This is a genomic window from Paenibacillus sp. JT31N17 (assembly GCF_056269255.1).
The window spans coordinates 73,490-86,446 of sequence record NZ_JBWDNP010000006.1; the positions used below are offsets into that span (position 1 = coordinate 73,490).

General features: G+C 55.4%; 9 protein-coding genes. All 9 read right to left on the minus strand.

What is annotated here, in order from left to right; translation table 11 throughout:
- Positions 1 to 107: 107 nt before the first annotated feature.
- The 9 genes from AC0YOB_RS20235 to AC0YOB_RS20275 all read right to left on the minus strand — a co-directional run bounded on the left by AC0YOB_RS20235 (position 108) and on the right by AC0YOB_RS20275 (position 12,930).
- Positions 108 to 290 carry a hypothetical protein gene (locus tag AC0YOB_RS20235; RefSeq protein ID WP_475794282.1) on the minus strand — a complete coding sequence of 61 codons (183 nt, stop codon included), beginning with the start codon at positions 288 to 290 and terminating at the stop codon, positions 108 to 110.
- A gap of 169 nt (positions 291 to 459) precedes the next feature.
- A complete protein-coding gene (locus tag AC0YOB_RS20240) occupies positions 460 to 1,845 on the minus strand; it encodes an ABC transporter substrate-binding protein (RefSeq protein ID WP_475794283.1) in 1,386 nt (461 codons plus the stop codon).
- Positions 1,846 to 1,919: 74 nt separating this feature from the next.
- Positions 1,920 to 2,885, minus strand: coding sequence for a carbohydrate ABC transporter permease (locus tag AC0YOB_RS20245; RefSeq protein WP_379114037.1), 966 nt, complete (start codon positions 2,883 to 2,885; stop codon positions 1,920 to 1,922).
- Positions 2,886 to 2,904: 19 nt separating this feature from the next.
- Entirely contained in the window at positions 2,905 to 3,774 is an 870-nt protein-coding gene (locus tag AC0YOB_RS20250) for a carbohydrate ABC transporter permease (protein WP_210037821.1), read from the minus strand.
- Positions 3,771 to 6,029: a DUF5696 domain-containing protein gene (locus AC0YOB_RS20255; RefSeq protein ID WP_475794284.1), complete on the minus strand. Its 2,259-nt coding sequence runs from the start codon at positions 6,027 to 6,029 to the stop codon at positions 3,771 to 3,773. The genes AC0YOB_RS20250 and AC0YOB_RS20255 overlap by 4 nt, the downstream gene beginning before the upstream one ends.
- Positions 6,026 to 8,206: a YIP1 family protein gene (locus AC0YOB_RS20260; protein ID WP_475794285.1), complete on the minus strand. Its 2,181-nt coding sequence runs from the start codon at positions 8,204 to 8,206 to the stop codon at positions 6,026 to 6,028. Before AC0YOB_RS20260 ends, AC0YOB_RS20255 begins: the two co-directional genes overlap by 4 nt.
- Before the next feature lie 20 nt (positions 8,207 to 8,226).
- The gene (locus AC0YOB_RS20265; RefSeq protein ID WP_475794286.1) at positions 8,227 to 9,075 is read right to left on the minus strand and encodes a carbohydrate ABC transporter permease; all 849 of its coding nucleotides are present in this window, start codon (positions 9,073 to 9,075) and stop codon (positions 8,227 to 8,229) included.
- Positions 9,076 to 9,077: 2 nt separating this feature from the next.
- Positions 9,078 to 9,974, minus strand: a complete 897-nt coding sequence (locus AC0YOB_RS20270; protein WP_475768285.1) for a carbohydrate ABC transporter permease — start codon at positions 9,972 to 9,974, stop codon at positions 9,078 to 9,080.
- Complete coding sequence (locus tag AC0YOB_RS20275; protein ID WP_475794287.1) at positions 9,964 to 12,930, minus strand: extracellular solute-binding protein; 2,967 nt, start codon at positions 12,928 to 12,930, stop codon at positions 9,964 to 9,966. Before AC0YOB_RS20275 ends, AC0YOB_RS20270 begins: the two co-directional genes overlap by 11 nt.
- Positions 12,931 to 12,957: the final 27 nt, after the last annotated feature.

Sequence of the window (12,957 nt, forward strand, 5' to 3'; positions counted from 1 at the left end):
TTCAAGAAGAAACGGCTTCGACGTCATTTGGCGATTTGCAGGTTTTTCCCTTGAAGTGCGGTGAAAAAAACAGGCAGCGACTCTGAAGTCACGAAAATGGACTGATTTCAGTCGAGAATCCTCATCGGTCCGCCCAGATCGTTGGAAGCCCTTCTAATAAGGAAATTCCGGCCTGCATGCTCCCAAGCGGTCCCTTTCCACCTTCCAGCAAGGAAAATCCTCACTGCACCCGCTGCCGCATCACATTCAGCCCCTTCGAACCGCTCCAGCAAGGAAATTCCGGCCTGCATGCTCCCAAACGGCCTCCTTCACCTTCTAACAAGGAAAATCCTCACTGCACCCGTTGCTGGCAGGCCCAGGAAGACCGCTCTCCTTTTCTATCCGTTTCGGCTTCCTGCAGCGCTGAGTATTCAGCAAAAACCGGGGCCCAATAAGCCCCGGACTCTTCAATTCAATCTATTATGGCGCGCCGATTGTCGTTTTGAGCGTCTCGACATCCTTGTTGATCGCTTCCTCGGCTTTCCGGATAGCGGAGTTGACGTCGAGACCGCCGATTGCCAGATCCTCAGCCGCCTCAGTCAGACGGGTAGCAATTTCCAGCTCGTACGGATGGGTGTAGTGCTCCTGCAGCGCCTCGCCGACGAATACATTTTGCACCGTCTTGCCCTGGAGAACCGGAATGTCGAGGCCGTATTCCTTGTTCAGCTCGTCATTGATAATAGCGGGTACGCGGCCGTTGCGGGCCAGAATGCGCTGCCCGTCGTCCGACAGAATTTCCGCGATGACCTGGAAGGCCTCATCCTTATGCTTGCTTTTGCTGTTTATGGAAAGCGAGTGGATCTGCGCCTCCCTTGTTTTGCCGAGCTGGTCCGGGAAGTTCGGAGCCGGCGCGATATCCCAGTTGAACTCGACTCCCTGCTGGCGCAGCTCCTCCAGCGGACCGACCATATTGGCCAGCCAGGTCACACGGATTGCCACATTCTGATCCTTCATGAACTGGTCGCGTCCATAGTTCCATGTCTTATCGGGCGCCACATAGCCGGGGATTTCGAATATTTTTTTCTGCAGCTCGAACACACGGCGCCATTCCGGCGTATCCAGCGCGGCTTCGCCTGTCTCGCGGTCCACGTAAGGCAGGCCGAGGCTCTTCGCCAGACCCGTAAGATTATCTACAGAAAGGCCGACATACCGTTTGCCGCCATCGGTGCGCGTCAGCTGCTTCGCCAGCTCCAGCACTTCGTCCCAAGTCAGCTGCTTCTCGGTTGGATATGGCACGCCGAATTTGTCGAAAATATCCTTGTTATAGTACATCACATGCTGATTGGAGTTGAACGGGATCGCAATGATTTCGTCCCCTTTGCCCGCCGTAATCTCCGTGATGTAATTCCATAGAATCGGCTTGATCCGCGAGGTATCAAAGTTATGGCGCTTGATCAGCTCGCGCAGATCTTCATAGGCGCCGGTGCGGACGATCTGCTGATGCGAGGACGAGGAGGAATAAATGATATCCGGCGTATACGTCGACAAGACCTCTTCATTCGTTGTTTCCGCAGCCGGCGTAATCCGCTCAATCGTCACGTTTGGATATTTTCTCTTGATCGGGTCGGCGATAAGCGTATTGAATTCCACATCCGGAAATGTGCCGCTGGTATTGTAGAACGTGAGCGTCAGCGGCTCGTCGCCGAGCTTCTTGAAGCTTGCGGTATTCTCTGCAGCCGACGACGCGCCGTCAGCAGACGCATCCGTACTGCCTGTCGTGCCCGCACTATTGCCGGCATTCCCGCTGCATGCGGAGATCAGGCCGGCAACAAGCAGCAGATTTAGTATTGTGAGCAACTTCTTCATGAAACAAGACACCACCTATAATGTAATTGTTTGCCGGTGTTTCGCCGGAGAGCGGCTTCTATCCATCTTCAGTCTCACTCCACAAGCCCCGTGCGCTCCACCCCTTCGATGAACCAGCGCTGCGCGAAAAAATAAACAATCAGCAGCGGGAAAATAATGAGGAATGCAGCCGCCATCTTGATCGATTCCTCATATACCGACATCTCGCCCGCCCCTGCGGCCAGGGCCATCTCCGCGGCCATTCGCGCAAGCGTTATGGAGAGGGGCACGTTCTCGGCCGTAAACATGAAAATCGACGGCAGATAAAAATCATTCCAGTTCCACACGAAGGAGAACAAAACGACGACGACGATCGCCGATTTGGAAAGCGGGAACATGACCCGGAAGAACAGCCTGAACGCGCTTGCCCCATCCATTCTCGCCGCCTCATCCAGCTCCTTCGGCAGCGTGGAATAGAAGGAGCGGTAGATGATGACGAACAAAGCCCCCTTCAACCCATGGCCGAAAACGGCGGGAATGATCATCGGCAGCACGGTATCCAGCCAGCCGAAGCTTTTGAACATCATGATGGTTGGCAGAATGACGACCTGCGGCGGCATGATGAACGTGAACAGCAGCATCACCATCCAGAAGCGCTTGAACGGAAAATCGAGGCGGGCGAACGCATATCCGGCAACCGCGCAGGAGAACACCTGCAGCACGGACACCGCGCCGGCCAGCGATACGCTGATCGCCAGACTTTTCGTGTACTGAAGCAGCCGCACCGCCTCCTGAAGATGTCCCAGGAAAATGCTTTTGGGCACCCAGATCACCGACGGGTCGAGAATGTTTTTGGCGTCCTTCACCATCGTGGTGACCATGTACAGGATCGGCTTGATGTAGATGAAAGCCACATTGATCAGGATGATATACATGACGATTTTGAACAGGATGCCTTTGTCGATTTCGCCGCCGATCAAGCGGTATCGGACGAATGCCCCGATCCGGTCGAAAGCCGCAGACGGCACGCGCTTCACTCCGTTGATCGTTATTTTGGCCACTTGCGAATCCCTCCCTACTTTACTCACGTGTGCCTGAGAGCGCCTTATCCACCCTGCTGTACAGCAGCAAAGTCAAGCCGACGAACAGCAGAATGATGGAAAAATAAATCCAGGCCAGCGCGCTGGAGCTGCCGTAATTGGTCGTGTTGACCTTGCTTACGATCGGATTGGACGGGAATGTGAACAAATCGACGACCGTATACATCAGGTTCAGGAAAATATAGGGTACGAGCCCCGGCAGCGTTATTTTCCAGAAGGTATTCCATGGCCCCGAGCCGTCGATCCTTGAAGCCTCGTACATCGACGGCGGCAGCGTCTGGCGTCCCGCAAGGAAGATCAGAATCTGTACGCCCGAGTACCAGAGCACCAGCACGAATGAGCTCATCACCGTCTGGATCGGCTCCGCCCATGACGCCGGCACATACTCCTGCAGATATTCCTCGATATGCAGCGACTCCAGTACGCTCAGCGAGCCTTCCCCCTGGTTGATGAATTCCTGGACAATTTGTCCGGAAGAGAAAATAACAGGCAGGAAGAAGATGATCCGAAACAGCGTGCGTCCCGGGAATTTCAGGTTGAGCAGTATCGCAACCAGCAGCGAGAAAACGAGAATGATCGGAATCATCATGATGGACTCGCGCAGGAACGGGATCAGATCCTCATACAGGAGACTTCCGTTCGATACCAGGATTTCCTTATAATTCTGGAAGCCAAGAAAGGTATAGACGACCGAGTCGACGGTAATCCGGACCTGATGAAAGCTCATATACAGGGAATAGCCGAGCGGGAACGCGACAAAAGCAAGAAAGCCGAAAATCCAGGGTGCGATGAATATCGAGCCTTCGATTTTTCTGATCGTCGATGCTTGCAGCCTCAGCTTGCGAATCATCTGCCTGCTCCCCCCTTGATAACGGTGAAATCCTGCGCAGGCACATGAAGATCGCCCTGCACGAACTCGCTTGATCCATAGTTGACGATGACGCGCTGGCCGCCTTCGTAGGTCGTTTCCTTCACGTTCTCGGCAAGCGTGCGGTGGCCCGCGATCCGCTTATCCTGCACATCGCTGAGCGCTTCGTTGACCTTCGCATATTCATCGGACAGGCTGTCAAGCCAATCCCGGTAATCCAGACTGTAATACCAGATCGAATAGGAATGCCGCAGCTTGTCGGAAGGCGCGGAGGCGAATACATAGGTCGGATAAGCGCCGTATTCGATGCTGCGCAAATATTCGGTCCGCGATTCCTGACGCACATTCGCCCACTCGGATGTGTACGTAACCGACCCGTGCAGGACGATCTGGTTGAACGGCACGGCTTCATCGACGAATACATCGTAGGAATAATCGTCCATAAGCCGGGGAATATGCTTCAGATCCTGCCATACATAGGCATTGGCGTTGACAGCCGTGACCGCGCCAAGCTCCTGCTTCGTCCGCTTGAAAATGTCGCGCTGGATATTGGCCACATCCGTACGGCTGGCCGCATAACGGTTATTGAAATCGGTGTTCAGCTGATATCCGATCCCTGAGCCGTCGTACAGGATGCCGTCTGCCCCCAGCTTCTTGTACTCATCCAGATCGGATGCGATGACTTTGCTGTAGAACCGCGGGCTTACAAGCCAGGTGCCCTCACCCGCCTCAAGCGTATTGCCGGACAAATCGCGCTGGCCGTCGCGGCGGTACCAGAAGCCGTCGTCCCCGTTATTGTTGACCGAATAATTAGCTGTCAGAAAAACGGGAATATCCAGCGTATGCGCATAATCGATAAAGGATTTCATCCCTTTATTCCCGCCAAGCCTGGACTCGACTGGAAAATAGCCGCCCTGCGTGCTGTAGCCATCCTGCTGCCAGCCGTTATACTGCACGACCAAATTGTGGATGCCGCGGTCATAGATGCTGCCGACCAGCTCCTTCGCCTCGTCCGTCGTCGTGGCAGTCAGATAAGAATCCAGCAGCAATCCCTGCTCGATATCGCCCCCGACAATATCCACATACAGCGGTATATCCTTCTTGGGCTGCTCCACCGGCTTCAGCACGCCTTCAGCAGACAGATAATCGCGATACCTGGATGCCATGCCCACATAATCGCTTTGATCCGGCGGCAGCAAATAATAGCGGACCGTTCGCCGCGGGGAATTGAAACGTTGTTCCCCGTACGTGAAAAATCCCGCATCCGTGCTTTTGCTTACGCTTTGATAGAACCGCTGGCGGTACTGCCATTCGGTCGTTACCCAGTTCGACAAACCTATCGATCCGGATGGAGCCGCGAACACGTTGGCATGCTCCGGCCCTTCCGTGACAACGGCTACGAACGCCTGATCGCCGGATTTCAGGCCGAACACCGGAACCGAAGCCCGCTGCCGGGCCATATTATCGAGGTAGAAAGAGCCGTCATTGCCGTAAATCGGTTGATTATAGGTGAGCTGCGGGAGGATTCGGCCGGTTTTGAACCGGATCAGCGCGCCTGAGCCGTCAGGTATGAAGATGTAGCCATCCTGGCCCTGGGAGAACTGTCCGCCGAACAGCGGGTACAGCTTTGCATTCAACAGGCTGAAGGCTCCTCCCTCCACGATACCTTCGTCGCGGATGGTCGTTTCGACATAATCATCCCCCAGCGTCACCTCAACCGGAATTTTAAACGAACCCTTCGGCAGCACGAGCGTGGCTGTAAAGCCGCTGTCCGTTGTCTTGAAATCCTCGACATACCCGACCTCGTCCACAAGGCCGACCGTTTTGGACGCCGACTTGTAATTGGACAGATTCGTATATTCCACGATGATGGGGGACAGCAGATTGTTTTTCCATGCCCCGCCGATCTTCTCTTCCGCCCACTGTGCGGGGTCGGGATACGAATACCAGACCTTGCCGGTTTGTTTGCTGACGACCTGAAAATGCCCGGTCTCTTTGTCTGCCGACAGCTTCAAGGAAGCCGATTCGGCGACCGGCTGAAACCTGCTGCCGGGAGGCAGCTCCGGCTTGAACGGCACCGTTCCGGCACCTGGAGTGAAGGACACGGCCGCAGCGGCCGTGACTGCCGGAGCGGCATTTTGCCACGACACGATCTGGAGCGCCAGCCATACCAGGGCGGCAATGACGACCGCAATGCCCGTAATCAGGAAGGAAAGCCGCAGCTTGCTGCCGGTCATCGGATGATCACCTCCTGATAGATGGAATAAATAAAGTTGATCAGTTCCCCGCTTAAGCTGAAGAAGATAAAGATGAGCGTCGCGATGATGGCCAGCGCCAGAAGGGAGAATATGATGTTCAGGATCGCTTCGCCGACGCTGTAATTCTGGATGCCCTGCACCATCCAGAAAAACTGCAGGAACGTCCACAAATACATGGCAAGCTCCAAAAATTTGAAGATTGACGCTTCGCTGAGCGTAAATCCATGGGATATAACCGTTAAGGGTATGCCGATCGCTATAATCGGTATTAGGGCGTAAGAGCTTCCATAGAAAACATCCCGCAGCCGGCCCTCACCGCGCATCAGGGAGCTGACCAGATAATGCGCAATGACCCATCCGATCCAGATTGCAATAAACTGCACGAGTACAGGCCCGAGCTTGACGCCCTCATAGATTTCAGGATTAAAGACGAAGCTCGTCTGGGACCGGATGAGACCAAGGGCGGCGAATGCAAGCGCCAGCAGCGTCAAGCTGCTGGCAAGTCCGGCGCCGTCCTGGTAACGTATCGCATGGTACCCGTCGATGGGGTGCTTCACGAGTGTCCCGACATGCTTCAGCTGCCTGATGTAACTGCCCCGCAAAGGCATCTTGGCGTACCAGGCGCCGGCCCACGCGAATCTGCGCGACAGCCTGACGAGTACAAAAACAGCCAATCCCGCCGCGATGACGATGTTCATCAGCAGGCCAAACCGGTTCTGGAACCAGACCAGCCTGTTCTGCCAGAATGAATCCGAATAACCTTTATTGACCCCCGCCTTATAGAACAACTCCTCGGCAAGCTCGAACTGCTCTTTCTTGAAGGCTGCTTTCGCGAGCCCGACCAAAGCCGGCGTATAGAAGGCATTTTGCCGGTAAGCCTCTGCCCACAGAGGCTCGCTCTCCTCATACCTTCCGTCCTGGGTCAGCCTGTTGGCCTGATGGACCAGCAATCCGAACTCGGTCAGCCGAAGCCGCTGGACGAGACTGTTGACGCTGTCGAGCACCAGCAAATCCCCATTTGCGGTCGTTGCGATTGCCGCCGGCGTCTTGACAAGGCCAAGCTTCGTCGTCCCCGCCAGATCATCGCTGCCCCAGAAGAAGAGCAGGTTGCCGTCCGCGTCATATTGGCTGATCGTATTGTACAGCGCGTCGATGACCGTTAAGTTGCCGTCCGCATCCACGCTGATATCCTGAAGCTGCGGCAGTGCGCCGTGTGGCGCCCACCAGGCGTTCTCTCCGAACGCCCTTTTCTTCTTTTTCGCGGCCGGCGTGAATTCACCGCCTGCTTCCAGCTGATTCAATCCGGCGATATTGAATTTCTTGATCTGCTCGCTTTCGATTTCCTTGGTCACCGTATAGATGAAACCATTGGAATCGATCGCCGTGTTCACGACCGCTCCGGGCAGCTTGCTCAGCTCCCGCTGGTACATCTCTCTCGTATAGACCGCTCTCTTGAACGAGTCAAACAAGGAGAACTGGACCTTGTTGGAGCCGAAGAAGCTTTGATAATTGCCTTCGGGATCCAGCTGCAGCAAGCCCTGGAAAGCGCCCAGCGTCGTAATGTACAGGAAGCCCCGCTTGTCGACAACCAGCTTCGTCGGTTCGTATTTGAACGAATCCGGCAGGTAGGCCGAGTCCGGCCGTTTGTACTCGCGCAGCAGCCTGCCTTCGGCATCCAGGCGGACGACCCGCTGGTTGCCGGTATCCGCCACATAAATATCTCCGTTATCGGCGACGAACAAGCCGTTCGGGCTGCTCAGCGGGCTTTCCTTTACATCGATGATACCGATAAGACGTCCCTGCTCATTCAGATGCACAACACGGTTATTGCCCGTATCGGCAATGAAGATATGGTCCCGCCCGTCGACGAACAGATCCTGCGGCTGGTTCAATGCCAATGTCTGGCTTCCCCCATCGCCGGCAGACGCCGTTTGCACGGGTGCCTTCCACCCGGGTGCTGTCTCCCCGCCGATATCCGGACCAAGCACCTGCTCAGGCTGGTAGGCGGATTGAATTTGCGCAAGCTGCCCATACGCGTCCTTATAAAACGTGGTGTATGGGGAATATGCGTCCGCCGCAGGCAGATTTAGCGACACCGCCGCAATTGCCGCAAGCAAGGAAACCGATGCCGCGCGAAGCCACCGTTGCCTACTCAATGATGCGCCCTCCCCTTCTTTCATTTGATTCCCGAATGCGCCATCGTATCGATAACCTTCCGCTGCAAAATAATGAAAAACAACAGGTTCGGAACAAGAATGATCAACGCCGCGACTGCGGCCGCCCCCTGCCTGGCTACGTTGTTGGCCAGATTATTCGTCAGTGTGGTCAGAAAAAACGGGAATGTCTTCATATCATCATCCTGCATGAAGAACGTCGACGTCTCCAGATTGCTCCACGAATTCTGGAATGACAGAATCGCGACCGTGGCGACGGCCGGCATACAGACCGGAATGACGATTTTCAGAAACAGGCCGAATTCCGTCGACCCGTCGATACGTGCAGCCTCCAGCAGAGCGGACGGAATCTGGTCCATAAACTGTTTAAGCAGGAACACGCCGACCGGCAGCGCCACCATCGGGAGAATATGGCCCAAATACGTGTTCATGAGGCCTAATTCACTGACGACAAGATAACGCGGAATCTGTACAACCTCCGGCGCAAACATAAGCATCAGGATGATGGAAGAGAATACGAATCCCTTGCCCGGAAACTCATGCTTGGCAAGCGCAAAGGCGCACAGGGAGCTGACAATCGTGACCGTAACGACAGTCACGACGGAAATGAACAGGCTGTTGAACAAATAACGGGACAGCGGAATAATGGAATTGGACGTGACCCACAGCAGCTCAATAAAGTTCTGTGTCGTGGGCTCCTTGACAAGAAAAGTCGGCGGATACACGAACAATTCGTGATATGGCTTAAACGCATGATTGAAAATATAAATGATCGGCAGCAGCATAAATACCGCGAACGCGAGCATAAGGGCGATATACAGAATCCTTGATATAGAGATTGCTTTCAGCATGCCTACTCCCCCTTGCTTCCGAACAAACTCCAGCTGAGCTTGTTGGAAGCATACATCAGCAGCAGGAGAAAGACCGAGATCGCCGCCGCGTAACCCATCTCGAAGCGGATAAATCCGAAGTCCTGGATATGGTTGACGATCAGATGGCCGGAGTACTCCGGCGTCGGATTCTGGCCCGACAGCTCCACCCCGATCGAGCCCGTCTTGAAAGTCGTTACAATCGCCATAACGGCGCCGAACAGCATCTGCGGCTTCATGGACGGGATCGTGATGTACCAGACCTCCTGCAGCCGGCTCCGGATTCCGTCAATTCTCCCTGCCTCGTACAAAATCGGGTCGACATTGAGAATACCCGCCAGCATAGCCAGAAATCCCACTCCCATGCTCGACCATAACGAGACCGCAATCATGGAATCCATCAGCAGCTTCGGATCCGTGACCCACAGCTTCGGCACGTCGATCAATCCCTGATTAAGCAGAAAGCTGTTCAGGTAACCGATCCGGTCCCCCGATAGGAGCGGCAGCCAAATGATCGTCATCGCGATACCGACCGTCAGCGAAGGCGTATAGACGGCCAAAGCGATCCATTTGCGGAGCTTCTTGCCCAGCAGCGAGATGAGCCAGGCCAGGATGAAGGCCAGCGCGTAACCGCCGGGCCCGACGATGATCGCGAACTTGAACGTATTCGGGAGGGCATATTTCAGGAACAGCAAATCCTGCGAGATCAAATATTGAAAATTGCTCCACCCGATGAAGCGGGGCGGTTCGACCGCATTATAATAGGTGAAGCTCAGACCGATCGCGATCAAGACCGGTATGACGATGAAGATAATGAAGCAAAGCATAAACGGTGCGATGAATAAATAAGATTTACGGCTCTGCCATACTCTACTCCACATATCGGTCGATTCCTTCCCACGGCTTGTCGACAACCGGTACACGGAGCTCCTTCAGCCTGTTGCCGTCTGCGTCTATAAACCCGAACTCCTGCTGTTTTCTGCGGAGCTCCCGGTTAATGTCGCGGACCGCCTGCTCCAGCGATGCTCTGTAGTTCATCTTGCCGATTACCGTCCTGTTCCAGGCATTGTTTGTTTCCCGTTCCAGATAATAGCCGCCGGGTACATTCGGAATATCCTTGTACCACCGCCATTGATCCAGAATCACCTCCGCATCCTCCCTTTTCCAGGGCAGACGGGTAAAGGCTTGAACATTGGAGGTATTCCACCGGAATGCGACGCCGTTGATCGCCTCAAGATCGGCGCCGTACTGCTGCTGGACATCAGCGGACAGCCACCATTGCAGGAACTTCCAGGCATCCTCTTTCTTCTCCGACTGCTTGAAAATGACGCCGGTGCGCTGCCCGCCCCCGGCCCACCGGGAGATCGTACCGTCTGCCTGCCTGACGCCGGGAATGCCCGCGATCTTCCAGCGGTCGTTCAGCTCCGGCGCAGCTGCCGACAGCTGGACGTACATATTGTAATCCGAGATGCCGATTGGCATCGTACCGTCGCGGAAATGCTGATAGAAGCTCGGCACCTCCTTCTCGATGGCGTAGGTGTTGAACAGATCGGTCCACTGCTTGAACGATTGGAACGCGTCCGGATTGTCCAGAGCGGTCTTCAATCCGTCCGGTTCATAGAATTCAACGCCATTCTGGTAGAAGTACTGGGAGAACTGCAAAGGATTGATATAGAAATTCATATAATTCTGCTGCAGCGTCGGGAGGATGTCGTACACCTCATCCCATGTTTCCGGCACCTTGATCCCGAGCCTGTTCAGGATATCCTCGCGGTAGAACAGTACCTGGAACGACTGCGTTTCCGGCGTCCCGTAATACCCCCCGTCATAATACAGCGGCAGCCAGGAGCCCGGGCTGAACTGATCGTACAGCTTGTCGAAGCCGTCAAATCCCGACAGATTCTGCAAGCTCCCGCGTATGGCCAGATCGACCGGCAGATCCTGCGTCAAGCCAAGGGCGATGTCCGGCTGCACATCCGCCGCATTGGACATCAGCAGCAGCTCGGGATTCGCCAGCAGATTCACCTTCACTTCGATGCCGGTTTCGGGGGTGAACGATTCATCCGCCAGCTGCTGAAGCTGGTCCACATAATCGCGCCCGCGCTGCACCCAGATATTCAGCTTATGATTGTCAAGCTTCGTAATGCTGTCCCTGCTGTTGAACGAATAGCCGAAGTTCTGGACTCCGCCCCACACCCGGTTCCACAGCGTCGCTTCCATCCCCGGGAACTTCGTCTGGACCGGCGAAATATATACTTCGTCCAGCTGAAGCGGCTGCTTAAGCAGCGATTCGATAAATAGATTGAGCTTCTCCCGGATCGAGGAAATTTCGTCCACGCTATACGGGATTTCCTCCGGCTTCTTCAAGATCGACCGGATATCCTTGGCTGCCGTTTCGAGGCCCTGGCTGATAGAGTCCTTATTCCCGTTGATCCGGACGCTGTTCTGCGACAGCAGCTCCATCCGCTCCGCGAGCCCCAGCAGGCTGCCGGGAAGCTTCGGATAATCCCGTTCCATCACCCAGGTCCGGTTGCGGTCGACGACTGCGCCTGTCAGTGCCCGCAGGTCCCAATCTATCGAATCGAGCGCCTGCGACAGCGAATCGATCTCGGCTATAACCGGCTCGACTGGAGCGTGAGTGACGGCAAGCGATAACGTATGCCTGCCTTTCTCCAGGTAAACGGAGTAAGGCTCGCCGTCCGCATTCTCAAGCACCCTTCCCTGCCAGCTGGCGGAATAGGGGAACGCATAGGACTGAAACTCGCGGAACGGAACCTTGCCGTCGATCCGAACGGTGCGGAACGACGTCTTCTGCGAGACGACATTTTGCAAGGCCCGGAAACCGAATTTGTACCTTCCGCTTTCACTTACTTCAAACGACCATGTAATCTCCTGGTTCTGCTCAACCCAGCGCGCGCCGCCGACCGTGTTGTATGTAATTCTGCCTTTGGCCCTCGGCACGCTGCGCGGATTGCGGTCGGAGAACAGCTTGATCGACGTGTCATTCTTATAGGCGAAATCTTCAGCCTGAAGCGTAAAGGCTTCCGCTTCGTTACCGGCGGTTTCGGGGTAGGCGGCAGATACCTCCGCATAGGTTCCAATAGATTCGCTTGGCGCCAGTTCAATCCGCTCCAGGGCAGCAGGCTCATACCCCGAGAAGCGGATCGTATGGCTTCCCTTGGTAAAATGCCACTGCAGCGGGCCTGCGTAAGCCCCCGCTGAATCTACCAGCGGCCGCACGCTCCAAGCGGAAATATCCGTCGACCTCGGCCTGATCTGGTCGCCGTCGCTGTTCGTCAGGATCGGCCTGGAATCCTGCCAGGTGCGGTAAAGAGCGACCGAGGACGCCTCCGCGAACGGACGCTTGCCGTCGAGCTCCACCTCCCAAAGAATCGGACTTGTACCGCTGTCCCCGGCAATCGGATGATACGAGACGCGGATTTCGTACAAGCCGTCCTCCGGAGCTTCAATTGAATACTCGGCCCATTCCTTGTCCGGCGATTCCCAGCGCAGCACCCCGGATTTGCCTTCATATTCGCCGGCCATTAAACGTTCCGTATTGGAAACCGCCTGGGGAACCCCGGCATTCACCGCAACCACGGACCCCGCGCTGCCAATTCCTTTCTCCTTCCATGCGGACAACGCCTGGGCGTATGTGAGCTCATCATCAGGACCGGCTGGAGCTGACGGGTTGGCTGACGGAGCCTGATCGGCACCGCTCACCGTTTCCTTATCCGGTCCGCTTGCGGTTTGCGCAGTCAGCGAAGACTGCACGGAGAACAATAAGACAACCGCCAGAGTGGCGCTGCATATTCTCTGCCATAACCGAGTGTTCAAACCACTCTCTCCTTCCAGCGTCAAGCT